Below are 23,329 nucleotides of genomic sequence, written 5' to 3'. Positions count from 1 at the left end.
CATGCCGCTACTGGCGCTTGCCCAGTGCGATTCCGTTGATGGTCATCCCGTCCAGCAGGGTTCCGGCCGCACCATAGGTGCCGGTGAAGGCGACCGACGATTCCTGCGCGCCCGGGCCGAAGAAGCCGCCGGTGAAAAAGCCTTGGAACAGCCCCTTGCCCGTCGGCGCGGTCAGGCTGCCAGACAGGTAGTTGCTGCTCCCGGAAAGCTGCCCGCGCATCGTCAGCGAGCCTGTGACCGACGACCCGTCCCTGGCGGTGAAGGTCGGGCGGAGCGTGCCCGTGATAGTCCGCTGCTCGAACGCGACCGTCCAGTCGCCGGTGCCGGTCATGTCGTAGGCGCCGACATTGAGGGAGCGGATCGCGTTGCCGTGGATCTCGGCCGCATAGTTGCCCGTCCCGGACCGGGGGATCGCGGAAAGCGGCGTCTCTACGCCGAACGCGATCCAGCTTCGCTCGACGAGCGTTCGGGCGCCGCTGGCGATCCGCGACTCATAATCGGCGAAGCTCGAATAGGTAAGCTGCAGCGCGGTCGTGCCCGGCCCGGCGACGCGAAGCGTATACTGGTCGCTGCCGTCCATCTGGCGGTACGCCTCGCCAGCGCCGATCAGCGCGTCGGCGGCGGTGAAGGTGCGGCCGGCATAGGTATAGCTGCCGTTGGTTCGATCGGCGAGCAGCGCGCTTGGCAGGACGTCTGCCTGGTTGTTCGTCAGCTGCTGCCATTCGCTGCCGTCGCCGGATCCGGTCTGCGCCGTCCAGCCCATGCGCGCGATGGTGCCGTAGAAGCTGCGTGCGCCGACGATCTGCGACAGCGTCTCGAGGACCGGATCCACCGTCGAGCGGCCGGTGAGCGTGCCGACGCCGTGCGAGGTGCCGCCGTCATTGTTGAAGGCGAAGGTGAGGCCCACTTCCTCGGCACCCGGGCCGTAGAAGCTGCCGTTCGCCGCGCCCCTGCCATATCCGCCGGCGTTGATGGAGCCGCTGAACCCTGCGGTGGCGCCGTTCAGCACGGCATTGCCGGTGAAATCGAAGCTGGGGTCTTCCGCACCGGCGCCGTCCACCACCTTGCCGTAGAAGCGCAGCTCCCCGCCGGCCAGGTCGACCACCATGCCGCCTTGCCCGGACATGGCGAATACGCCGTCGCCCAGCTGGTGGACGCCCATCACGTCGAGCGCATAATTGGCGGTGCCGGTGCGCGGCATCGCCGCATCGGGCGTGCGGATGCCGTAGGTGAAGGCGTCGATGCCGTTGGGCCCGGCGTCGTCATTCTGGTCGAGATGCTGCCAATAGCCGGCACCGACATAGCGATAGCGGTAGCTGCCCGAGGTACCGGCGCGGGTGAGCGCCACCACGTCGGTGCCGCTGGCGCCTGTGCGCTCGTAAACGTCGAGCAAGTCGCTTGATTCGGCAGCGCGATCGGCGGGGGCGAAGGTCTGGCTGCGCTCGCTGCCGGTGATGGTGTAGCCGTGCGTCTCCGCGTCATAGGCGACGCTGAACGGCGCGGTGGCTGTGGTTGCGGACGCGCCCGACGACCGCGTCGACAGGGTCGCGCCATCGGCCTTGAAGGTTTCGCTGACGACCAGCGAGAGCAGCGACGTGTTCTGGGTTGGCGTTGGCGCGGGGGTGGGCGTGGGTTCCGGTGTCGGTGTCGGAACCGGCGTCGGCGTAATCGTGGGCACCGGCATCGGCATGCCGGCCCCGCCAACTACCTCGGTGGGCGTAGGCGTAGGCGTGGGGGCCGCGACGGGCGTTGCCGTCGGCGAGGGGGAGGGGATCGCTGCCGGCGTGGGCGTGGGCGCCGGGCTGGGAGCAGGCGTCGTGCCGCCACCTGCCGCACCCGAGGCGGGTGCCGCCGATCCCGACGAGCCGATCCCGCCACCACCGCCGCCCCCGCTGCAGGCAGACAGCACCGCACACGCCGCGAGCGCGACGACGCTTACCGAATTTTTCAGCATGTTTCCCCCCATGTTGTTAACACGCAATTAACCAAATCGGGAGACGGGCAGCAAGGCCGTTTTGCACGCGGAATGTCCCACCTCGACGAGAGCGGGTCGCGGTGCACGCAGGCGCCCCGGACGCGGCGGAACCGCTATTGGCGTTTGCCCGCCGCGACGCCAATGACGGTCAACGGATCGGTGCTGCCGTCGGGGCGGGTTCTGGGGAAGGCGCCCTCGAAGGCGAACGCCGCCTCCTGGGCGACCGGCCCGAAGAAGTTGCCGAGGAATCTGCCGGAGAATTCGGGCCCGCCGGCCTGTTTCTGTGTCAGCACGCCGTCGATTCGATTCTGCGCGCTCGCATAAATGCTGCCGCGTATCGCCAGCGTGCCGGCGTCGAATGCGGTGCTCGCGCCCACCGGCGCGAGCACCGGCGACAGGGTGCCGCTGATCGCGCCGCTGTCAAAGGCTACGGACCATGTCGCGGTGCCGCGCAGATCATACCGGGCATTCGCGCCGGTGCCATAGGCACTGCCGACGACCACACCCGCATAGTTGCCGGTGCCGGTCTGCGGGAGGGGATCCCGGGTCATCAGTCCGTAGGGGGTCAATATGCGATCCCGAACCTCGTAGCCCGTCTCCCGCGAGGTGATCTCGTAATCGGCGAAGCCGGTATAGCTGAGCAGGAGCGTGCCGTCGCTGCCGACGGGCTGGTACACACGCAGGGTCTTGCTGATCGTGCCGTCGTCTTGGCGATAGGTGCGCACGGCCGCGGTGGTTTCGGCGGGCACGATGTCTTCTGGCGTGAAGAGGGTGCCGGTACCCGGGGACATCCCCATGCGATAGGTGTGCGCCAGCGGATCGACGTGCATCGACCCGACGGACAAGGCCAAAAACGGGAGACTCGTACTGACCGTCTCCGGTACGTCGTCATGCGCGTACATCAGGCCCCAGTGCAGGGAGTCGCCGTTGAGGCTGAAGTCGGTCGGCGTCGCGAGCGCGGCGAGCGTGGGACCGGCGCCGGGAGTCTGCCGCCCGGTCAGCGTGCCGACCGTGTAGCCGTCCACGCGCGAGGCGACCTTGAAGGTGGCCCCGATTTCCTCCGCGCCGGGGCCGAAGAAACCGCCGGTGATCGTGCCGCTGCCGTCGAAGAAGTTTGTCTGCATCGTGCCGGTGAAGCCGGTGGTGCCGCTGGTAAGCCGGGCGGTACCGCCAAAGCTGAAATCGCCTTGCCAGAGGCCGCGCACAGCGGCCGACCTGCCCGTGCCACTGAACTCGATATCGCCACCGACGAAATCGACGTTCATGCGACCCGTGCCTGTCACGCTGGCGAGCGCGTCCGGCGCCGCCTGCAACCCCAGCAGGTCGATGGCGTAGGAGGCATAGCCCAGGCGCGGGCGGACCGAATCGGGGGTGCGCAAGCCGTAGGTGAACGCATCGAAGGTGCCGACCACGCCGTCGCTTCGCTGGTCGGTGCGCTGCCAATAGCCGCCGGCGACATAGCGATAGGTGAACGCTCCTGCGCTGCCCGCATTGGTGAGCGTCAGCGAGTCGGTGACGTTGCCGGCGGTGCGCTTGTAGATGTTGAGCTGGGCCGCGCCGCTGGTGGCGACGTCCTTGTCGGCGGGCAGGAAGGTCTGGCTGCGGTCGCCCGAGCTGATCGTGTAGCTGTGTGTGCCGGCATCATAGGCGATGGCGATGATCGCCGCGTCCGCAGTGACGGGCCCGTACGGCGCATAGCGCGCGCTGGCGGTCACGCCTTCGGTGATGAACAACTGGCTGTCGGCGAAGGTGAGCGGCGACGTGCTGGGGGCCGGGACCGGCGTCGGGGTCGGCGTCGGTGAGGGGGATGGTGTCGGACTGGGCGTCGGGCTTGGCACCGGGATCGGGCTGGGCGTCGGGCTCGGCACCGGCGTAGGCGAAGGCGACGGGGTTGCTGCGGGTGTCGCCGCGGGCGACGGCGTGGGCGTCGCCGCCGGAGAGGGCGTCGGCGTGGGGGATGGGGTCGGGCTGGTGCCGCTGCCGGTGGTGCCTGCGGGCGCTGGCGATCCCGCCGAGCCGACTCCCGCGCCCCCGCTCCCCCCGCTGCATGCGGACAGCACTGCGCAGGCCGCGAGCGCGGCTACGCTTACCGAATGTTTCAGCATGTTCCCACCCCGTTTCTAACGGCACGTTAACCAGTCTGTCGCGCCGCGCACAAGCCGGTTCCGCGGTGAAAACGTTCTGCCCCGCGGAGCCGGGCTGCGACTGCAGGCAAGCCAGGCGGGCGGCCGATCGGCATCGCGCATGATCGCGACTTTGGCGGCCTGCCCGCCCTCCCAAATCGATCGGCAAGCATGCCTTCCGCGACCGATTCTTTTCCGATCTGTGACGCGCGTCACACGGTGGGATTGCTGCTGCGTGGCAAAGGGCCTCCAGCGCTGGAGCTTGGGCTCGCGGCGCACCAGGTCTCCCAAGGACGCCGCATTCGGGGGAAGGCGGCGTCCCGTGCGAGCGGGCATGCCCAGGCCGGGGGGCTGGACATGCCCGCTCGCCCTCGTTCGGGGAACGGTGCCGACGCCAGTCTCAGTCGGCCAGTGCGCGCAGCGCCTGCACCGTCGCCCGAGCGCCCGCACTCGGCCCGGGGGCGCCCGCCGCCTGGAAGCTGTTGGCCTGGCGGGCGAGCTTGTCGACCTCCCGCGCCAGGTTCTGCGCCGCCGCCGAGGTTTCCTCGACCATCGCGGCGTTCTGCTGGGTGGCGCGGTCCATCTCGCCGATCGTTTCCGACACTTCGCTGATCGCCCCGGCCTGGGTCTGATTGTCGCTGGCCATGCCCGAGACCAGCTCGTTCACCGTCGCCACGTCGCCGGCGATGTTGGACAAGGCGCCGTCGACCTTCTCGACCATGCCGACCGCCGCGACGATGTCCGCCTGGGTGGCGGTGAGCTGGTCGCGGGCGCGGCCGGCCTCTTCCTCCGCCCGCATGGCGAGCGCCGAGACCAGATCGGCCACCACCGCGAAGCCGCGCCCCGCCTCGCCGGCGCGGCCCGCTTCCACCGCGGCGTTCATCGCGAGCACGCGGGTCTGGAAGGCGATCTTGTCGAGGCCCTCGATGACATTGTCGATGCCCTTGGCGCTTTCGGAGACCCGCTCCATCGCGGCGACCGCCTGCTCGGTGATCGCGCGGCCGGTATCGACCGTCGCCTTGGCGCCGTCGGCACGCTCGACGGTGCGGCGGGCGCTCTGCGCGGTGGCCTTGAGGCGCTGGTCCATCTCCTGCACCGAGGCGGCGGTTTCGGCGAGGCTGGCGGCATTGGCCTCGGTGCGGCGGGACAGATCGCCCGAGGCCTGGGCGATTTCCTGCGAGCCGGTCCGGATCGCGCCGACCGTGTCGTTGATCGCCTCGAGCAGCGCCGCGAGCGATTTCTCGCGCTCCTGCAGCGCTTCCATCGCCTTGGCGCGGCCCGCCTGTTCCTGCTCGAAATAGATCGAGACCGACATCTCCAGGTCGATCAGCGCGGCGGTGACGATCGCGCGGAGCTGGTCGAAGCGGGGATCGAGCTTGCTGCGGCCGAAGGGAAGGCGGGGGCCGCCGCCGCTCATCGCGGCAAAGCTCTCGATCATCGAATCGAGGATGATCGCGTAGCTGCCGATATACCATTGCGGCGTAAGCCCGATCTGGGCGTGGCGGGCGCCGATGCGCTTCACCCGCTCGACATAATCGGCATCGAAGGCGGCGCCGGAGAGGTGCGCCCAATGGTCGGCCTGGAGCTGCTTGGCCTTGGTGATGTGGCTGGGGCCCGAGAACATCTTCGCCGTCTCGGGATGCGCGGCGATCTGGGTGTAGAGCCGGTCGAGCGCGGGGGCGAGCGCGGCCTGGATCGTGTCGCGCGCCTCGGCGAGGATGGCGCGCTTGTCTGCGGTATAGCCGACGAAATCGAGGCGGGTGGTGAGTTCGGGGTGCACGATCCTGCTCCTGGAAGGGGCATTACGCCCTTTCCGGGTATCATAGCGGCGCGCAGGGGACCGGCGTGGGCGACCCCCCGTGCCCCTTGGGACATTCCGGGGCCGCCCGGAGGCGGATCAGAACGCCCGGGTGAGCCCGATCGTCGCCGCCTTGCGGGTGAAGTCGTAGATGCCGACCGTGGAGCTGTTCCGCTCCCAGTCGAGCCGGATCAGCGGCGCGAAGCCGTGGATCTGGAGGCGGCGGAAGGTAGCGCCGGCGCCGAGGCTGATGTTCCAGTCCTTGCGGCGTTCGGGGAAGAGGAACAGCCGCGCGTCGCCCTCCAGTCGGCGCAGGCCCGCCGTGGCATAGACGGTGGTGCGGCCGAACTCGCGCCAGGCGAGCAGGCTGCCCGCACCCGAGGCAGTGGCATAGCCGGGATCCTCGGCATTCTGGCGGGTGGCGGAGACGGTGATGCTGCCGCCCGCGCGGGCGCTGAACGCGCGCTCGTACGACACGCCGCCGTTGAGCAGCAGGCCGTCCTGCAGATGGTTGCCGCGATACTTCGTGTCGGCGACGGTCACGCTGGTGGTGAGCTGCGCCTTGGTGCCGAGCGGATGCTGCCAGTCGATCGCGGCGGTGGCGGTGCGGGCATAGGGGCTGCCGCCATACCAGCGCTGGGTGCCGCCGACCGAGGGGCGCAGACGATCGCGGCCGAGGCTCCATTCGAGGCCGACCAGCCCCGAAGCGGAGACGTCGTTGAAGCGGCCCTGGCGGTAGAAATCCCCCTGGCCCGAGACGCGCGGGACCAGCGACAAATTGGTCGCGATCGGCACGCGCGCATAAAGCTGGCCGCCGGCATGCGCGCCGATCCCGGATTGCTCGCGGGCGTCGCGCGAGAGCTGGAGCGGCGCGAGCACGGTATCGAGCGTCGCCGCATCGGTGGCGCGGTTGACGTTGCTGTCCGGCACCAGCGCGACTTCGAGGCTGGCGCCCCAGGGCTTGCGCGAGCGCAGCGCCGCGGCGAACTGGTCGACGATCTGCGCGACCTGCGGCGGCAGCCCGCCGGCCTGGGCGGCGCGCAGCTCACGGCGGGCGGCGCCTTCGTCGCCGAGCTGGGTGAGCAGCCGGGCAAGCTCGAGCCGGACGCGGGCGGCGCCGGGCTTCTCATCGAGCAGCGCGCGATAGGTGGTCGCCGCCTCGCGCTTGCGGCCCAGCCGCTCGAGCAGCTGGCCGAGCCGGAAGCGGGCCTCGGCGCGAACCTCCGAATCGGGATCCTTGGCGAGCGCGCGGTACATTGTCTCCGCCTCTTGCCCGCGGCCGGCGCCCTCGGCCTGGGCGGCGAGCGCGAACAGCTCCACCGCCGAGACCTGGCGCTGTTCGGGTCGGGGCTCGGTGCCTTGGGCGAGGGCGGGGATCGGCGCGAGCAGGGCTAGCGCCAGAGAGACGGAGATGCGGTGGGTCACGGCGCCTTCTTAGCGAGCGTTGCGCCGTTGAGAACCGCCTTGTCGCCATTGGAGAACGTTTGGACTGTATCGAAACGAGCGCCGATCTCCTGCGCCTGCGGTCCGAAGAACCAGCCGGTGAGGGTGCCGCTGCCGCCGGACCCGCTGAGTGCGCCGGTGAAGCCGTTCGCCGAGATGCCCGCGCCGGTGAAGCCGAGGCTGCCGAAGTCGCGCGTGCCGGCCGCGCCGATGCCGGTGATCGCGAGCCTGCCGCTGGCGCTCGCGCGGGCGAAGTCGACCGCGAAGCTGCTGGTGCCGCCAAGCGTGTAGGATGCCGCGCCCACCGTGCCGGTGCCGAACACCTGGCCGGCATAGCTGGCGGTGCCGGTGCGGGGCATCTGGTCGGCGGTGGTGCGCTGGCCGAAGGGCAGATACCAGCGCTGCGGATCGCTCCCCGCCGTGGCGTCGCTGGCGAGAGTGGCGAGCTCGGCGAAGCTGGCATAGCTGAGCGCGAGCGGGCCCTTGCCGGCATCGTAGATGCGCGCCTGCACCGTGCCGGCGGCGAGCGTCTTGCGATAGACGTCGAAGCCGACATCACTGGTGATCGCCTCGCGATCGGCGGCGGTGAGCAGCACCAGCGTCTCCGACATACCGGGGAGGCCCGTTACGCTATAGCCGCTGGCCGCATCGCCGCTGACGTCCGGCGCGGCGAGCACCCTGCCTGCGGCGAGCGTGCTGCTGCCCTTGCCGCCGACCAGGCTGACCGCGGCGGCCTCGCCGCTCGCATCGGTGAGCGCCGCGGCGGCGCCGACCTCGTCGGCCGCAGGGCCGTAGAAATGGCCGGTCAGCGCGCCGTTATAGCCGCCGAACAGCGCGAGGCTGAGATTGCCGGCGAAGCTGTTGGCGTTGCTCGACAGCGTCGCCGATCCGGTGAAGCTGCCATTGGTGGTGCTGGTCGCGTTGGCAGCGTTGGTGAAAGCCGCGCTGGCGCTGCCGCTGGTAGTGATCGCGCCGCTGGCGAAATTGGCAGTGAGCGTGCCGCTGCCCGTCACCGCTAACGGGCCGGGCTTGCTGGCATCGGCGAGGCTGCCCGCCAGCCGAACGGCATAGCTCGCCGATCCGGTGCGGGGCACGCTGCCGGCGGGCGTCATCATGCCGAAGGCGAAGGCATCGGTCACACTGGTGGTGATGCCGTTGGCGGCGGTGGTGGTGGTCCAGCGGCCGGCGCGGACATAGCGCATGCCGTTCAGCGCATCGAGCGTCAGCTGGTCGGGCGAGCCGGCCACCGGGTTGGCCGGGAAGATGCCGGTGCGCGCGCCCGAAATGACGAGGTAGTTGCCCGAGGCGGCGTCGTAGCTCACCGTCACCGGCTGCGCGGCGGCAGACGGGGCGGCAAGCTCGCCGCTGGCATCGACATAGCGGGCGGTGAGCGTCGCGGCTTCGCCGGTGAAGATCTGGCTGGCGGTGAGGCTGGCGAGGCTGGCATTGCCGGTCTGCGCGCCCGACTGGCGGCCGATCAGCACGCCCGCGGCGGCGCGGCCGTCGGCATTGGACGCGCTCCAGGCGGCGCCGACTTCCTGCGCGGCGGGGCCGTAGAAGCGGCCATCGAGCGCGCCGGCCAGCTCGCCGCCCGAAAAGGCGAAGATGCCCGCGAACACGTTGTTGCTTGCGCCGAGCTGGGCGAGGCCGACGAACGCCGAGCTGCCGGTGGTCGCGCCGCTGGCTGTGGAGACCTGGCGCACCTCGCCGCTGGTGACGATCTTGCCGCTGGCGAAATCGATCTGCAGCGTGCCGCTGCCGACCAGGCTTTCTAGCATGCCGAAGCCCATCGAGCCGACCAGATCGACCGCATAGGCGCCGTTGCCGATGCGCGGCTGGGCGGCGTCCGGCGTCTCGACGCCATAGGTGAAGGCGTTGAAGCGGAAGGCGCTTTCGCCGGTGGTGGCGATGTCTGCGCGCTGCCAGAAGCCCGCGCCGACATAGCTGTAGCTGAGCGCGCCGCTGGTGCCCGGCAGGCTCAGCGTCAGGGTATAGTCGCTGGTGGCGCTTGCATGGCGATAGACGCGCAGCACCGCGTTGGACTGCGTCGAATCGACATCGCCGGGCAGGAAGGTCTCGGTGTTGGTGCCGTCGCTGACCGTATAGCCGCCGTTGGCGGGATCGAACCGGATGGTCAGGTCGCGCGCGGCCGCCAAGCAGCCGCAGGCGCGCGCATCGGGGTAGAAGGTGCCGGCAAAGCCGCTGGCGTAATTGTCGAAGCTCTCGGCCTTGGTCGGCGTGAGCAGGTTGGGGTTGATCTGCGGCGTGGTCGGCTTGGCGACGATGCCCGGCGTTGGCGTGGGCGTCGCGCTGGGCACCGGGGTCGGCGAGGGGCTCGCCTCGGGGGCAGGCTGGGGCGCCGCCGGCGTGCTGGCAACGCCGCCGCCGCCGCCGCTGCACGCGGTGACCATCGCCAGTGCCGAAACCATCGTCGGAAGCAGGATCGCACGCCGCATGCCGAGTCCCCTGAAATACGCGTTAACCATGGCGCGGCTATGCGGCTGCGGCCGCTAAGTTTTGGTTAATGTGACGTTTTTCAAATTGTTGCCGGCGATCGCAGCATTGTCATGCTTTGTTCACCGCGGCGGGCGGATGGTGGCGGCTCGACGTTGGACAGGACCAGGATATGGCACGGATCACCCCATGGCTGCTCGGCACCGCGCTGCTCGCGGCGGGCGCGCATCCCGCGGCCGCGCAGAACGGGTCGATCGTCACCGCCGGTTCGGCCGAGGTCGATGCCGAGGGCGAGAGCAGCTATCGCTGGATCGATCGCGCCCATGCGCTGTGGGACACGCTGGGCGACGCGCCCCCCGATGTCAGCTTCCGCTTCGACGGCGGCGCCCCGGTCGCCTGGGAATTGCGTGACGGCTATTGGGTGGTGGCGGAGGACCAGTCCGAGGGCGCGCGCACCTATTTCTTCGCCCCCGGCGAGCGCGGGCCGTTCCTGGTGCGCGAGGCCGATCGCAGCTTCGGCTATCAGGACGGCAATGTCGCCGCGGTCTATGACGGCGGCGGCAAGCTGCTGCCGCGCGGTGCGGGCGTCCGGTCGGTCGACGAAGGCGAGCGGCTCTACGAGCGCGGGCGGCGGCTGCGCGATGCGCTGCTCGACCGGCAATGGGATGCGGTCGACACCACCAGCTGGGGCGACATGAACCTGTTCTTCGTCGGCATCGATCCCGGCTGGGATTCGGGCTGGCAATATCGCAGCACGGGCTTCGAGTTCGCCCAGCAGCAGCGCTGGGCGGCCGAGCGCGCCCGCCGCGCGGCGATGGCGTCGGCGTTTGCCCGCTGGCGCAGCGGCGGCTTCAACGGTCCGCCCCCGCCGGGACTCGGCCAGCATTGGCAGCATCGGCCGCCGCGGCCGGGCCGTCCGCCGCACGCCGGTCCGCCGCCCGCGGGTGGGCAGCCGGCTTCGCCGCCGGGCACCGGCAAGCCGGGGCGGCCATGGATGTGGGGCGGGCTGCCGGGGCAGCGGCCCGATCGGCCGGATCGGCCCGATCGTCCGCAGGGCGGCACGCGGCCTGCGCCGCCGCCGGGCACCGTTACGACGACGCCGGGGCCGGGCGCGGTCACGTCGGGGCAGCCGCTTGCCCGCGGTGCGCCGAACTGGGGTGCGGGACGTCCGCGCCCGGATGGCTGGACCGCGCGCCCACCGCGCGGCGACGGCGATGGTCGCCCCGGCTGGCAGGGCCCGCGGCCCGGCTGGCAAGGGAGCCGCCCAAGCGCCGGTGCGCCGCAACCTGCTTCGCCCCCGGTTGCGGCACCTGCACCCGCTGCGCCTGCACCAGCCGCCCCCGCGAATGCAGGCCCGCGCCGCGGCAGCGGCTGGATGTCGCCGGGCTGGATGCGTCAGGCACGCCCCGAAGGCGCCGGCCTGCAGCCGCCGCGCCCGGCCTTCCAACCGCCGGCCGCGCATCCCGCCGCCGCGCCGAGCCGCCCGGCTCCGCCGCCCGGCGCAACGCCGACACCACGGTCGCTTCCGCCGGCCGTCCGCGCACGGCGCGAGGCACGGGGAGACTGAAGCGGTGGATTGCCATCGTCCGAGTCTCGAATAGGGGATAGTGCAACCGGAGGTCGGATGTTGCGGTTGCAATATCCTGCGCCCGGGGTGACGTGATTACGTAATGCGTATCGGCAACAAGTCCCGTCACTCAATATCCCCGTTGAGCGATTCACAGGGCGTGCTGTTCAATGTCCGATCCTATTCCGCTCAAGTGGAATTATGAAGAGTATCGTCGCGTCATCTGTTCGAATAAAAAGGTTAGCAATCAGGATGTGAGTGACATTGTAGATTGGGCCATAAAGAACATCATGACCGTGAATTTCAGGCTATGGTCTGGCGTTCATGGCGAGCCCATAGGAATTATCTCGGTAGAGGACGAGGAGTTCTATAAGACGGACAAAAGAAATCTGACGCTGAAAACGCGCTCCTGCCGGGTGAAGGTGCATCAGATGTTCTGGGAAACCATGCCTCCGGAAGAGATGCGCGTGCATCTCAGGGATCCGACAACGACGGTGATACTGGGCTGGTGCTACAGCGAGGGATTCATCCCCACGGGCTTCCAGCCCTAACAGGGTTGGCTCGGCTTGAGCCTTGGTGAGAGACCTGAAACGTCCCGCTGCTTCGCCGGCCGGTCGTTGTGCTTTCCTTGCGCCGCCCATTCGGGGGGTATCGCTTCACCCCCTTCGGGATTGCCGCGCGGCGTCCCATGCGGCACGCCTGTTGCGAAAGGATCGCAACCCATGACCCGCCTCGCTCCCGCGCCCGAAGCGCAGCCCGTCGTGCTGGTGGTCGATGACGATCCACTGGTGCGGGGATCGCTCGACTCGCTGTTCCGCTCGGTGGATTTCGCAGTGCGCAACTATGGCTCTGCGCAGGAATTGCTCGATGCGCCGCTGCCGGAGACGCCGTGCTGCCTCGTCGTCGACGTGCGGATGCCGCACATGGGCGGGTTCGAGTGCCGCGATCGCCTGGCCGAGCGTGGGGTCGATCTGCCGGTGATCTTCCTCACCGGGCACGGCGACATTCCGATGTCCGTCAAGGCGATGAAGGGCGGGGCGGTGGACTTCCTCACCAAGCCGTTCCGCGACCAGGACATGCTCGACGCGGTCAATGCCGGGCTCGCCCGCGCCGCCGAGCGTCGGACCGCCGCGCAGGAAAGCGAAGGCGTGCGCCAGCGCTTCGCCACGCTCACCGCCCGCGAAAAGCAGGTGATGGAGGGCGTGGTGCGCGGGCTGCTCAACAAGCAGATCGCCGGCGAGCTGGGCATCGCCGAGATCACCGTGAAGCTCCACCGCGCCAGCCTGATGCGCAAGATGGGGCTGCGCACCGTGCCCGACCTGGTCCGCGCCGCGGAGGCGCTGCCGTCCTCCGACGGGAATGCGTAGTTTTCCGAATAACCAAGCGTATAGCTTACGGGCGCGGCATACCTCCCTATCCTTGCAGTTGGTCCCGGATGGCCCGGGAAGGATGGAGCGTAGCGCGTGCCGGACAGCCTGGTTGCCGTGGTGGATGACGATGCGCTGGTGCGCGACGCGGCGGCGAGCCTGATTCGCTCCTTCGGCTATCGCACCGCGATCTACGCGTCGGCCGATGCCTATCTCGATGCCGGCGACGATGCCGCGGACTGCGTGCTCACCGACCTGCAGATGCCCGGCCGGTCGGGGCTCGAGCTGCGCCAGACCTTGCGTGCGCGGGGTTCGACGGTGCCGGTGATCCTGATGACCGCCTATCCCACTCCCGACCTGCGCGCCCGGGCGGCCTCGCTCGACCTGGTGGCGCTGCTCGACAAGCCGGTGGATCCCGATCTGCTCTCCGGCGCACTGGAGCGGGCGATCGGCGGGTAGCTCAGGCTGCCAGCGGCAGCTCGATCGCGGCCAGCGCGCCGCCATCGGGATGGTTGCTCAGCGCGATCCGGCCGTCGTGGAGCTCGACGATCGAGCGGCAGATCGACAGGCCCAGCCCCATGCCGCCGGGCTTGGTGGTGGCGAAGGTCTCGAACGGCTCGGCGATGCCGGGCGCGATGCCCGGGCCATGGTCGCGCAGCAGCAGCAGCACATGATCGTCGTTGGCGTGGAGCGTCAGGTCCATGCGCTTGTCGGCGACTCCGGCGCTCTCCATCGCCTGCAGCGCATTGGTGATCAGGTTGAGCAGCAGGTGCTTGAGCAGGATCCGATCGCCCACCACGGTCGGCTCGCCCAGCGCGGCGACATGGATGCGCGCGCCGTGCGCGTCGATGTCGCGTGCGGCAATGGCGAGCGTGTCGGCGACGAGGCTGCCCAGCTGCAGCGGCCGCATCTCGCCCTGCGCGCCGCCCACCAGCGAGCGCACCCGCTGGATCACCGCATGGACGTTCGCCACGGCCTGGTGGAGCCCCGCGAGCGACAGCCGCACCTCGTCCAGGTCGGGCTCGGGGCGGGCGAGCCAGCGCGCGGCGGAATCGGCATAGCTCTGCACCGCGGAGATCGGCTGGTTTATCTCGTGCGCGATCGAGGCGGACATCGCGCCGATCGCGGCGGTGCGCTGGACGCGCTCCAGCTCGATGCGGGTGCGCTCGACGGTGGTCTCCAGCCGCTTGCGCTGGCGGATGTCGAGGATGCTGCCGGGCACGTGCGCCAGGCAGGTGCCGGGGGCGAGGCTGAAGGCGACGATGATGTCGATCGGCGAGCCGTCGGCGGCGATCACCTGGGTCTCGGCCTGGAACATCGGCCGGCGCTCGTCGATCGCGACGATGCACTCGGCGAAGCTGGCGTCGGTTTCGGGCAGGAAATCGCCGAGCCTGCGGAAGAAGGCGGCCTTGTTCGGCACGCCCATCATGTCGAGCGCGGTCTGGTTGACGTCGGTGATGCGTACCTGGCGGCGGATATGAGCGACGAATTCGGGGTGCGCGCGCAGATAGGCGCGCAGGTCGCTGACGCCGCTGGCCCGCAGCGCCTGGATGGCGGCGTCGACGCAGCTGAAATCATGTTCCCAGATGGCGATGGCCAGCGTGTCGGTCATCGTCGCATAGCGGCGCTCCTCGCGGGCGACGCGCTGGTCGAGCACGATGCGGTGGAGCAGCAGCGCGGTGGTGACGGCATTGGCGGCGAGGCTCACCACCAGCCGCAGCACGGCTTCGGTGCTGGGGTCCCAACGGTGGACGATCACGAAGCTGGCGAGGGTCAGCGCCGCGCAGGACAGGCTCCAGCCGACCAGCTGCCGCCGATCGAGCCGAGGGCCGGCCAGCAGCAGGACGAGCACGTAGAGCGTCGCGATCGCGCTGTGGAAGCTGGTGAAGCTGTCGATCCAGAAGATGCCGAGCGCGAGCAACGCCGCGGCCAGCGCGCGCAGGCGGGTACCGTCCAGCGCGGTGCTCGGCCACATGCTGCCCGACAAGGCGCCGCTCCCGCCGCCCCTGGCCCGATCCCCGAAATCCGACATGGGCGAAGGATGCCGCGATGACCGCGATGTCACCAGCCCAAGGCGAGCAACCCGCTACCCCCCATTTGGGGGTTGTGGGGGGAGCGAAGGGCCGCTGCCTCCCGAATACGCGTCATTCCCGCGAAGGCGGGAATCCATTTGCCAGGGCGCTGGAGCAAGAACCGCGGCACCTGCGCCAATGGATCCCCGCCTTCGCGGGGATGACGGCGATATTGGATCTTTCAGCCTCTCCTCCTTGGAGGAGGGGTTGGGGTGGAGGGATTCCAGAACAGAGGTTGGTCTCGGTGAGACACTGCCCCACCCCAAACCCCTCCCCCGAGGGGGAGGGGCTTAAGTGTGCTTAGATCGCGTTTTCCTCGCTCACCGCCTCGGCGGTGCCCATCAGGGCGGGGAAGAAGCCCTCATGCGCCGTGCGGAGGTCCGCCAGGCTGACGCAGAAATCGCCTTCCTCCATCTCGAAGATGATGCGGTTGGCGATGGTGCGGCCGATCGGGTCGGCGGCGAGGCCGGCCTTGTCGGCGGCGACCAAGAAGTCGGCCAGCGACTCGTCCTTTACGGTGACCACGTACAGGCCCTGATCCTCGCCGAACCAGCTGCCGGCGATGCCGAACGGCTGGGGCTGGTCGAGGATCGCGCCGATGTTCGATGCCAGTGCCATCTCGGCGATGGCGACCGCCAGGCCGCCGTCCGCCACGTCGTGGCAGGCGGTGATCGCGCCGCCGCAGATCGCCGAGCGGATGAAGGCGCCGGTGCGGCGCTCCATCATCAGGTCGACGGGCGGGGGCGGGCCTTCCTCGCGGCCGCAGATCTCGCGCAGCCAGATCGACTGGCCGAGATGGCCGCCGCGCTCGCCGACCGCGATGATCACGTCGCCGGTGCCCTTGAAGGCGATGGTGCAGTTCTTCTGCCAGTCCTTGAGCAGGCCGATCGCGCCGATCGCCGGGGTCGGCAGGATTGCCGAGCCGCCGCCGGTGGCCTTGCTCTCGTTGTAGAGGCTGACATTGCCCGAGACGATCGGGAAGTCGAGCGCGCGACACGCCTCGCTCATCCCTTCCAGCGCGCCGACGATCTGGCCCATGATCTCCGGGCGCTGCGGGTTGGCGAAGTTGAGGCAGTTGGTCACCGCCAGCGGGGTTGCGCCCACCGCAGAGAGGTTGCGCCACGCTTCCGCAATGGCCTGCTTGCCGCCTTCGACCGGGTCCGCGAAGCAATAGCGCGGGGTGCAGTCGGTGGTGATCGCCAGCCCCTTGGTCGTCCCGTGGACGCGCACGACCGCGGCGTCGCCGCCCGGGCGCTGCACGGTGTCGCCGCCGACCATGTGGTCATACTGCTCCCAGATCCAGCGGCGGCTGGCGATGTCCGGCGAGCCCATCAGCTTGACGAGATCGGCGGCGGGATCGGTGCATTCCGGCACATTCTGCAGCTCGGGCTGCTTCGGCGTCGGCACGTGCGGGCGATCATAGAGCGGGGCATCGTCGGCGAGCGGGGCGAGCGGGATGTCGCACACGACGTCGCCCTTCCACTTGAGCACCATGCGGCCGGTATCGGTGACATGGCCGATCACCGCGAAATCGAGCTCCCACTTGCGGAAGATCGCTTGCGCAAAATCCTCGCGGCCGGGCTTGAGCACCATCAGCATGCGCTCCTGGGACTCGGAGAGCATCATCTCATAGGGCGTCATGCCGGTTTCGCGCTGGGGCACGTCGTCCATGATCAGCTCGATGCCGACGCCGCCCTTGGACGCCATCTCGACGCTCGAGGAGGTGAGACCCGCCGCGCCCATGTCCTGGATCGCGACGATCGCGTCCGAGGCCATCAGCTCGAGACAGGCTTCGATCAGCAGCTTCTCGGTGAAGGGGTCGCCGACCTGAACGGTGGGGCGCTTCTCTTCCGAATCCTCGCCGAAATCGGCCGAGGCCATGGTGGCGCCGTGGATGCCGTCGCGGCCGGTCTTGGAGCCGACATAGACGATCGAATTGCCGACGCCGCTCGCCGCCGAATAGAAGATCTTGTCGGTATCGGCGATGCCCACGGTCATCGCGTTGACCAGGATGTTGCCGTCATAGGCCGGGTGGAAGTTGACCTCGCCGCCCACGGTCGGCACGCCGACGCAATTGCCATAGCCGCCGATGCCGTGGACCACGCCGGCGATCAGATGCTTCATCTTGGGATGATCGGGCCGGCCGAAGCGCAGCGCGTTCATGTTGGCGATCGGGCGCGCGCCCATGGTGAACACGTCGCGCAGGATGCCGCCCACGCCGGTCGCAGCACCCTGATAGGGCTCGATGTAGCTCGGGTGGTTGTGGCTCTCCATCTTGAAGATGGCGGCCTGGCCATCGCCGATGTCGACGACGCCGGCATTCTCGCCGGGGCCGCAGATCACCTGCGGGCCGGTGGTGGGCAGCTTCTTCAGGTGGATGCGGCTGGACTTGTAGCTGCAATGCTCGGACCACATCACCGAGAAGATGCCGAGCTCGGTCAGGTTCGGCTCGCGACCGAGCGCCTTGAGGACGCGGTCATATTCTTCGGGCGAAAGGCCGTGCTCGGCCACGATCTCGGGCGTGATCTGGGTCATGGCCGGACCCCTTAGCGGGGTGTTGCGCGCGCGTCACCCCGGGAGTTGCGGAGGCGGTGGGGAACGGTGCGTTAACGGTGTCCGTGCTAACGTTTGGCATGCTCATCCAGCCCCTTCTCGGCAAAGGACTGCGCGCCGGCGATCCGCTGATCCCGCTGCCGGCCGCCTGGGAGTGCGATCTGGCAACCGAGGCGCTGCGCTGGTCGCCGGGAGTCTACGACCTGTTCGGCGTCCCACGCAACGAGCCGCTGTCCCGCGACGACGTGGTCGGCATGTACACGCCGGAATCGCAGGCGCTGCTGGCGCGGGTGCGGAACAAGGCCGTGGCGGAAGGCGCCAGCTTCACCATCGATGTGACGATCCGGCGCCGCGACGGCGCGCTCCGCAAGATGCGGCTGACGGCGGACGTGCAGTTCGAGAACGGCCGCCCGGTGCGGCTCTACGGCACCAAGCAGGACGTGACCGACGAATAGGGGCGTGCTGTTCGATCCTCCCCCTGGCGGGGGGAGGATCATATTACAGCACCGCCCACAACGTCAGCAGCAGCGCGGTCATCGCTGCGTTGAGGGCCATGCCGATGCCGGCGAAGGTGCCGCCGATCTCGCTCACCTGGAAGGCGCGGGCCATGCCGATGCCGTGCGCCGCGACCCCGGTGGCAAAACCGCGGACACGGTAATCCTCGATACGGAGCGCGTTGAGCACCGGCGTCGCGATCATCGCGCCGAACACGCCGGCGATCGGCACGACGATGGCGGCGAGCGCGGGGATGCCGCCAAGCTGCTGCGCCAGCGCCATTGCCACCGGCGTCGTCACCGAGCGCGGCGCGACGGTGGCCAGGATCTGCACGCTGCCGCCGAACGCCCAGACTATGGCCGTGACACTGAGGATCGCGGTGAGCGAGCCCGCGGTCAGCGCGAGCAGCAGCGGCCCGGCGGCGCGGCGGACAAGCGCCCGGTTGCGCCAGAGCGGCACCGCCAGCCCGACGGTCGCGGGACCGAGCAGGAAGCCGAGCACCGCGGTGTTCTGCGCATAGATGGGGTAGGGGGTGCGCGTCGCCAGCAGCAGGGCGATCAGCACCGGCGTCGCCAGCAGCACGGGGTGGCAGAGCGGGTGGCGCTTGCTGCGCTTCGACAGCCGGTCGGCGCCCTCGAACACGAGCAGCGTGACGGCGAGCCATAGCAAAGGCGTCGCCTGGAGGTTGGCCCATAGGCCGGTCATGCGCCGCGCTCCTGCCGGGCGAGCGCCCAGCGAAAGACCAGCGCCGTCACCGCAACCGTGAGCAGCGTCGAGGCGAGGGTGGCGACGACGATCGCGACGCCGTTGCGCGCCAGCACCGGGCCTTCCTCGATCAGTCCCACGGCGGCGGGGACGAACATCACCGAGAGATGCGCGGTCAGCCAGGCCGAGACCTGCACCAGCGTCGGCCGCTCGCCGGGGCGGAGCAGCAGCCAGCCGAGCAGCAGGAACATGCCGAGCACGGCGCCCGGCAGCGGCAGCCCGGTGAGCAGATGGATTCCCTCGCCGAGCAACTGGCAGAGGAGCAGGGTGGCGATGGCGGCGATCATGGCCGGGTGCCATGCCATGGGAACGCGGCGCGGTATACTGCGGGGGACGTAAGGGCCGGTTGCGGACGGCGTAAGCGGGTGCGGACCTGCAAGGCGAAGGCCCGCGGCCACCACACCCCGGTCGTCATTCCCGCGAAGGCGGGAATCCATTTGCCAGGCCGCCGGGGATGGAGCGGCACCACCTGCGCCAATGGATCCCCGCCTGCGCGGGGATGACGGCAGGGGAAGAGGGTAGCGAACCTGCTACTCCGCCGCTTCGTCCAGCGCCCCGGCCGGCATCAGCGCGGCGATGTTCGCCTGGATCCACTCGACCAGATCCTCGACCTTCGCCGCTGCGGCCTCGCCGAGCGGGGTCAGCGTGTATTCGACATGCGGCGGCACCACCGGCAAGCTGCGGCGGACGACCAGCTGGTGCGCCTCCAGCTGCTGCAGCGTCTGGGCGAGCATGCGTTCGCTCACCCCGTTCACCCGGCGGCGAAGCTCGCTGAAGCGGCGGGTGCCGTCGCGGAGCGCCACCAGCACGAGCAGGCCCCAGCTGCTGGTGATCCGCTTGAGCACCGCGCGCGAGGGGCAATCGGGGACGAACACGTCGCCGCGCGCCATCATCGCGGCAAGGGTGCGGGGCGTCTCGTCCGACATTTTTGATACTTACCTTTATGTGCGTACTTACGATTCGTAAGTGGGGCGCTAGATCGTGGGCGTCAATCCATGATTGGAAGGAACTGCCAATGTACGCCGTTACCGGAGCTTCGGGCCAGCTGGGCCGCCTCGTTCTCGAATCGCTGCTGCAGAAGGTGGCGCCCGGGGAGATCGTCGCACTCGTGCGCAATCCCGAGAGCGTCGCCGACGTCGCCGCCAAGGGCGTCGTCGTGCGCCGCTTCGACTATGATGCGGCCGAAACGCTGGCGCCCGGGCTGGCGGGCGTGACCCGGCTGCTGCTGGTATCGGGCAACGCCATCGGCAGCCGCGTGCCCCAGCACAAAGCGGTGATCGAGGCGGCCAAGGCAGCGGGCGTGCAGCTGATCGCCTATACCAGCCTGCTCCGCGCCCAGACCTCGCCGATGCAGATGGCGGTCGAGCACAAGGCGACCGAGGACCTGCTCGCTGCCAGCGGCATCCCCGCCGCGCTGCTCCGCAACGGCTGGTACACCGAGAATTACCTGATGAGCGCCGGCCCGGCGATCGAGCACGGCGCGCTGATCGGCAGCGCGGGCGACGGGCTGGTCTCGGGTGCGGCGCGGGCGGACTATGCCGAGGCGGCGGCGGTGGTGCTGGCACGTGGGCAGGCGGGAACGTTCGAGCTGGCCGGCGACACCGGCTTCACCCATGCCGAGCTGGCAGCAGCGCTGGCCGAGGCCTCGGGCAAGCCGGTGGCGTATCAGGACCTGCCGCAGGCCGATTATGCCAAGGCGCTGGAAGGCGCGGGGCTGCCGGGCCCGTTCGCGGCGATCTTGGCGGACAGCGATGCGCGGGTGGCGGATGGAGCGCTGTTTGATGAGTCGAAGACGCTGTCCGGGCTGATCGGCCGCCCGACCACGCCGTGGCGCGAGACGATCGCCGCGGGGGTAAAGGGCTGAGAAATTCCTCCCCGGAACGGGGAGGGGGACCATTCGCGCCAGCGAATGGTGGAGGGGCCGCGCCAAAAGGCGCGGAACCCTCAAAGCGGGGGATACCGCCGCGTGCGCGGCGGCCCCTCCACCACCGCCTTCGGCGGCGGTCCCCCTCCCCGTGCCGGGGAGGAGCTTTTTACAGGATCTCCCGCACCTTTTCCGGCGGCCGACCCAGCCGAACGCCGCGCTCGGTGACCACCAGCGGGCGTTCGATCAGGATCGGATTGGCCGCCATTGCGTCGAGGATGGTGTCGTCGTCCGCGCCCTTGAGCGGCTTGGCGGCGTCCTCGGCGATGCGCAGGCCTTCGCGCGCGGTCATGCCGGCGCGCTTGTACAGCTCCGCCAGCGTCTCGCGGCTCGGCGGCGTCTTCAGATATTCGATTACCTCAACCTCGGCGCCGGCATCCCGAAGGATCGCCAGCGCCTCGCGCGACTTGGAGCAGCGCGGGTTGTGGTAGATGGTCGCCTTCACGCGGCGGTGGCCTCGTCTTGGCGAGCCAGCCACTCCTCGAGCCACTTGATCGTATAGTCCCCCTTCAGGAACTCGGGATCGTCGAGCAGCGCCTGGTGGAGCGGGATCGTCGTCTTGATGCCGTCGACCACGAACTCCTCGAGCGCGCGCTTCAGCCGCAGGATGCAGCCCTCGCGGGTGCGGCCATAGACGATCAGCTTCGCGATCATGGAATCATAATAAGGCGGGATCCGGTACCCCGAATAGATGCCGCTATCGACACGGACGTGCATGCCGCCCGGCGCGTGGAAGTGGGTGATCGTGCCGGGCGAGGGCGCGAAGGTTCGCGGGTCCTCGGCGTTGATGCGGCATTCGATCGCGTGGCCGCGGAACTCCAGCTCCTCCTGGCGCACCGACAGGCCGTGCCCTTCGGCAACGCGGATCTGCTCGCGGACCAGATCCATGCCGGTGATCATCTCGGTCACCGGATGCTCGACCTGGAGGCGCGTGTTCATCTCGATGAAGTAGAACTCGCCATTTTCCCAGAGGAACTCGATCGTGCCCGCGCCGCGATAGCCCATGTCGGACATCGCCTTGGCGACGATGCCGCCCATATGCGCCCGCTCTTCGGGCGTGATCACCGGCGAAAGCGCCTCTTCGAGCACCTTCTGGTGGCGGCGCTGGAGCGAGCAGTCGCGCTCGCCCAAGTGGATCGCGTTGCCGTTGCCGTCGCCGAACACCTGGAACTCGATGTGGCGCGGATTGCCGAGATACTTTTCGAGGTACACCGTGGCGTCGCCGAACGCGGCCTTCGCTTCCGAGCCCGCCTGCTGCATCAGCGTCTCGAGCTGGTCCTCGCTGGTGCACACCTTCATGCCGCGACCACCGCCGCCCGAGGCTGCCTTGATGATCACCGGATAGCCGGCCTTGGCAGCGATCGCCTTGGCTTCTTCCAAGTCGCTGATCGGGCCGTCCGAGCCCGGCACCAGCGGCAGGCCGAGCGCGCCGGCGGTGCGCTTCGCCTCGATCTTGTCGCCCATGGTGCGGATATGCTCGGGCTTGGGCCCGACGAAGATCAGCCCGTGCGCCTCGACGATCTCGGCGAACTGGGCGTTCTCCGAGAGGAAGCCATAGCCCGGGTGGATCGCATCCGCGCCCGAGATCTCGGCGGCCGAGATGATGTTCGGGATGTTGAGATAGCTCTCCGCCGCGGACGGCGGGCCGATGCAGATCGCCTCGTCCGCCAGGCGCACATGCATCGCGTCGGAATCGGCGGTGGAGTGCACCGCCACCGTCTTGATGCCCATTTCGTGGCACGCGCGGTGGATGCGCAGCGCGATCTCGCCGCGATTGGCGATCAGCAGCTTCTTGATCTCGGGCATGGCCGTTCCGTTACTCGACCACGACGAGCGGCTGGTCGAATTCGACCGGCTGGCCGTTCTCGACCAGGATCGCCTTGACCGTGCCGGCGCTTGGCGCGTGGATCGGGTTCATCACCTTCATCGCCTCGATGATCAGCAGCGTGTCGCCCGCGGCGACCTGCTGACCGACCGTGACGAAGGTCTTCGCCTCGGGGTTCGGCTTGAGGTAGGCGGTGCCGACCATCGGCGACTTGACCGCATTGGCGGCCGGCTGCGGCGCGGCGACGATCTCGGCCGGCGCAGCGGCTGCGGCGGCCGGGGCGGCGAGCATCGGCGCGGGCTGCGCATACTGCATCGGCGCGGCGGGCGCGGCGGTGAGCGTGCGGGCGACGCGGACGCGGCGTTCGCCGTCCTCCACTTCGATCTCGGTCAGCTGGGTGTCATCGAGCACGGTGGCGAGCTGGCGGACCAGCTCAATATCGACCTGCATTGCACCCGACTTGGTTTCTTCGGCCATACGACCCTTCTTTATGAATTCTACAAATGAAACGGCGCCCTCTGTCAGAGACGCGCGGCGGCTTCAAGCGCGAGTATATAGGATTGTGCCCCGAACCCGGCCACCGTGCCCTTCGCGGCACGGCCGACGAAGCTGACATGGCGGAAGGATTCGCGGGCATGGGGATTGGAGAGATGCACCTCGATCACCGGCGTTGTGATGCTCTTGATCGCATCGTGTAGCGCGACCGAGGTGTGCGTGTACCCTCCCGGATTTAGTAGGACGGCGCGCGCGCCATCGGCCTGCGCCTCGTGCAGCCAGTCGATCAGATGGCCCTCATGGTTGGACTGGCGCACCTCGACCTCGAGCCTCAGCTCGCGGGCGCGGTCCTCCAGCATGCCGGCAATGTCGTCCAGCGTGTCCGACCCATAGATTTCCGGCTCGCGCAGGCCCAGCAGGTTGAGGTTGGGGCCATTCAAGACGAAGATCGTATCGGCCAATGCAAAGCGCCT

The 23,329-nt window shown here is 69.3% G+C and carries 21 protein-coding genes; 7 read left to right on the top strand and 14 right to left on the bottom strand.

The window, feature by feature from the left end; all coding sequences use genetic code 11:
* Positions 1–7 precede the first annotated feature (7 nt).
* Together BM009_RS22765 and BM009_RS04725 are read right to left on the bottom strand one after the other, a co-directional pair.
* On the bottom strand, positions 8–1,954 hold the full coding sequence (locus BM009_RS22765) for a transferrin-binding protein-like solute binding protein (protein ID WP_217644164.1): 1,947 nt from the start codon (positions 1,952–1,954) through the stop codon (positions 8–10).
* Positions 1,955–2,088: 134 nt separating this feature from the next.
* On the bottom strand, positions 2,089–3,708 hold the full coding sequence (locus tag BM009_RS04725) for a HupA family protein (RefSeq protein WP_139216533.1): 1,620 nt from the start codon (positions 3,706–3,708) through the stop codon (positions 2,089–2,091).
* On the opposite strand from BM009_RS04725, the gene BM009_RS22505 reads away from it, so the two are divergent.
* The gene (locus tag BM009_RS22505) at positions 3,698–4,099 is read left to right on the top strand and encodes a hypothetical protein (protein ID WP_175487890.1); all 402 of its coding nucleotides are present in this window, start codon (positions 3,698–3,700) and stop codon (positions 4,097–4,099) included. The genes BM009_RS04725 and BM009_RS22505 overlap by 11 nt on opposite strands.
* A 399-nt stretch (positions 4,100–4,498) precedes the next feature.
* Here BM009_RS22505 and BM009_RS23210 read toward each other — a convergent pair whose 3' ends face one another.
* From BM009_RS23210 to BM009_RS23085, 3 genes are all read right to left on the bottom strand, one after another.
* Positions 4,499–5,878 carry a globin-coupled sensor protein gene (locus tag BM009_RS23210; protein WP_093294209.1) on the bottom strand — a complete coding sequence of 460 codons (1,380 nt, stop codon included), beginning with the start codon at positions 5,876–5,878 and terminating at the stop codon, positions 4,499–4,501.
* A gap of 117 nt (positions 5,879–5,995) precedes the next feature.
* Positions 5,996–7,321: a surface lipoprotein assembly modifier gene (locus BM009_RS04710; protein WP_093294207.1), complete on the bottom strand. Its 1,326-nt coding sequence runs from the start codon at positions 7,319–7,321 to the stop codon at positions 5,996–5,998.
* Complete coding sequence (locus BM009_RS23085; RefSeq protein WP_093294206.1) at positions 7,318–9,795, bottom strand: transferrin-binding protein-like solute binding protein; 2,478 nt, start codon at positions 9,793–9,795, stop codon at positions 7,318–7,320. Before BM009_RS23085 ends, BM009_RS04710 begins: the two co-directional genes overlap by 4 nt.
* A 170-nt stretch (positions 9,796–9,965) precedes the next feature.
* On the opposite strand from BM009_RS23085, the gene BM009_RS04700 reads away from it, so the two are divergent.
* From BM009_RS04700 to BM009_RS04685, 4 genes are all read left to right on the top strand, one after another.
* Complete coding sequence (locus BM009_RS04700) at positions 9,966–11,360, top strand: hypothetical protein (protein WP_139216532.1); 1,395 nt, start codon at positions 9,966–9,968, stop codon at positions 11,358–11,360.
* 170 nt (positions 11,361–11,530) lie between these two features.
* Complete coding sequence (locus tag BM009_RS04695; RefSeq protein WP_093294203.1) at positions 11,531–11,911, top strand: hypothetical protein; 381 nt, start codon at positions 11,531–11,533, stop codon at positions 11,909–11,911.
* A 171-nt stretch (positions 11,912–12,082) separates the two neighbouring features.
* On the top strand, positions 12,083–12,727 hold the full coding sequence (locus BM009_RS04690; protein WP_093294201.1) for a response regulator transcription factor: 645 nt from the start codon (positions 12,083–12,085) through the stop codon (positions 12,725–12,727).
* A gap of 96 nt (positions 12,728–12,823) precedes the next feature.
* Entirely contained in the window at positions 12,824–13,186 is a 363-nt protein-coding gene (locus BM009_RS04685) for a response regulator transcription factor (RefSeq protein WP_093294199.1), read from the top strand.
* 1 nt (position 13,187) lies between these two features.
* Here BM009_RS04685 and BM009_RS04680 read toward each other — a convergent pair whose 3' ends face one another.
* Positions 13,188–14,714, bottom strand: coding sequence for a sensor histidine kinase (locus BM009_RS04680; protein ID WP_175487889.1), 1,527 nt, complete (start codon positions 14,712–14,714; stop codon positions 13,188–13,190).
* Positions 14,715–15,099: 385 nt separating this feature from the next.
* On the bottom strand, positions 15,100–17,334 hold the full coding sequence (gene purL / locus BM009_RS04675; RefSeq protein ID WP_093294196.1) for a phosphoribosylformylglycinamidine synthase subunit PurL: 2,235 nt from the start codon (positions 17,332–17,334) through the stop codon (positions 15,100–15,102).
* Positions 17,335–17,432: 98 nt separating this feature from the next.
* On the opposite strand from purL, the gene BM009_RS04670 reads away from it, so the two are divergent.
* Entirely contained in the window at positions 17,433–17,807 is a 375-nt protein-coding gene (locus BM009_RS04670) for a PAS domain-containing protein (protein ID WP_093294195.1), read from the top strand.
* 43 nt (positions 17,808–17,850) lie between these two features.
* On the opposite strand, the gene BM009_RS04665 is transcribed toward BM009_RS04670, so the two are convergent.
* The 3 genes from BM009_RS04665 to BM009_RS04655 all read right to left on the bottom strand — a co-directional run bounded on the left by BM009_RS04665 (position 17,851) and on the right by BM009_RS04655 (position 19,538).
* Entirely contained in the window at positions 17,851–18,552 is a 702-nt protein-coding gene (locus BM009_RS04665) for an LrgB family protein (protein WP_093294193.1), read from the bottom strand.
* Positions 18,549–18,899, bottom strand: coding sequence for a CidA/LrgA family protein (locus BM009_RS04660; RefSeq protein WP_093294191.1), 351 nt, complete (start codon positions 18,897–18,899; stop codon positions 18,549–18,551). Before BM009_RS04660 ends, BM009_RS04665 begins: the two co-directional genes overlap by 4 nt.
* A gap of 243 nt (positions 18,900–19,142) precedes the next feature.
* Positions 19,143–19,538: a winged helix-turn-helix transcriptional regulator gene (locus tag BM009_RS04655; protein ID WP_093294190.1), complete on the bottom strand. Its 396-nt coding sequence runs from the start codon at positions 19,536–19,538 to the stop codon at positions 19,143–19,145.
* Between the two features lie 89 nt (positions 19,539–19,627).
* Here BM009_RS04655 and BM009_RS04650 point away from each other — a divergent pair, with 89 nt between their 5' ends.
* On the top strand, positions 19,628–20,476 hold the full coding sequence (locus BM009_RS04650) for an NAD(P)H-binding protein (RefSeq protein ID WP_093294188.1): 849 nt from the start codon (positions 19,628–19,630) through the stop codon (positions 20,474–20,476).
* Positions 20,477–20,645: 169 nt separating this feature from the next.
* On the opposite strand, the gene arsC is transcribed toward BM009_RS04650, so the two are convergent.
* Genes arsC through aroQ form a run of 4 tightly spaced genes read right to left on the bottom strand, consistent with a single transcriptional unit; the run spans position 20,646 to position 23,317 of the window.
* Positions 20,646–20,981: an arsenate reductase (glutaredoxin) gene (arsC, locus tag BM009_RS04645; RefSeq protein ID WP_093294186.1), complete on the bottom strand. Its 336-nt coding sequence runs from the start codon at positions 20,979–20,981 to the stop codon at positions 20,646–20,648.
* On the bottom strand, positions 20,978–22,342 hold the full coding sequence (accC, locus tag BM009_RS04640) for an acetyl-CoA carboxylase biotin carboxylase subunit (protein ID WP_093294185.1): 1,365 nt from the start codon (positions 22,340–22,342) through the stop codon (positions 20,978–20,980). Before accC ends, arsC begins: the two co-directional genes overlap by 4 nt.
* A 10-nt stretch (positions 22,343–22,352) precedes the next feature.
* The gene (gene accB, locus BM009_RS04635) at positions 22,353–22,838 is read right to left on the bottom strand and encodes an acetyl-CoA carboxylase biotin carboxyl carrier protein (protein ID WP_093294183.1); all 486 of its coding nucleotides are present in this window, start codon (positions 22,836–22,838) and stop codon (positions 22,353–22,355) included.
* A gap of 44 nt (positions 22,839–22,882) precedes the next feature.
* The gene (aroQ, locus tag BM009_RS04630; RefSeq protein WP_093294182.1) at positions 22,883–23,317 is read right to left on the bottom strand and encodes a type II 3-dehydroquinate dehydratase; all 435 of its coding nucleotides are present in this window, start codon (positions 23,315–23,317) and stop codon (positions 22,883–22,885) included.
* Positions 23,318–23,329: the final 12 nt, after the last annotated feature.

Origin of the sequence: Sphingomonas sp. NFR04 (genome assembly GCF_900114095.1) — a bacterium.
Taxonomy (GTDB): domain Bacteria; phylum Pseudomonadota; class Alphaproteobacteria; order Sphingomonadales; family Sphingomonadaceae; genus Sphingomonas.
The sequence above is the reverse complement of the archived record's forward strand: the minus strand, read 5'-3'. Positions and strand labels throughout refer to the sequence as shown.

Coding starts and splice junctions, on each gene's coding strand:
- BM009_RS22765 (WP_217644164.1), bottom strand. CDS start 1,954: ATGCTGAAAAATTCGGTAAGCGTCGTCGCGCTCGCGGCGTGTGCGGTG.
- accC (WP_093294185.1), bottom strand. CDS start 22,342: ATGCCCGAGATCAAGAAGCTGCTGATCGCCAATCGCGGCGAGATCGCG.
- BM009_RS23085 (WP_093294206.1), bottom strand. CDS start 9,795: ATGCGGCGTGCGATCCTGCTTCCGACGATGGTTTCGGCACTGGCGATG.
- BM009_RS04670 (WP_093294195.1), top strand. CDS start 17,433: ATGCTCATCCAGCCCCTTCTCGGCAAAGGACTGCGCGCCGGCGATCCG.
- BM009_RS04655 (WP_093294190.1), bottom strand. CDS start 19,538: ATGTCGGACGAGACGCCCCGCACCCTTGCCGCGATGATGGCGCGCGGC.
- BM009_RS04690 (WP_093294201.1), top strand. CDS start 12,083: ATGACCCGCCTCGCTCCCGCGCCCGAAGCGCAGCCCGTCGTGCTGGTG.
- accB (WP_093294183.1), bottom strand. CDS start 22,838: ATGGCCGAAGAAACCAAGTCGGGTGCAATGCAGGTCGATATTGAGCTG.
- purL (WP_093294196.1), bottom strand. CDS start 17,334: ATGACCCAGATCACGCCCGAGATCGTGGCCGAGCACGGCCTTTCGCCC.
- BM009_RS04695 (WP_093294203.1), top strand. CDS start 11,531: ATGTCCGATCCTATTCCGCTCAAGTGGAATTATGAAGAGTATCGTCGC.
- BM009_RS04665 (WP_093294193.1), bottom strand. CDS start 18,552: ATGACCGGCCTATGGGCCAACCTCCAGGCGACGCCTTTGCTATGGCTC.
- BM009_RS04660 (WP_093294191.1), bottom strand. CDS start 18,899: ATGATCGCCGCCATCGCCACCCTGCTCCTCTGCCAGTTGCTCGGCGAG.
- BM009_RS04650 (WP_093294188.1), top strand. CDS start 19,628: ATGTACGCCGTTACCGGAGCTTCGGGCCAGCTGGGCCGCCTCGTTCTC.
- BM009_RS04700 (WP_139216532.1), top strand. CDS start 9,966: ATGGCACGGATCACCCCATGGCTGCTCGGCACCGCGCTGCTCGCGGCG.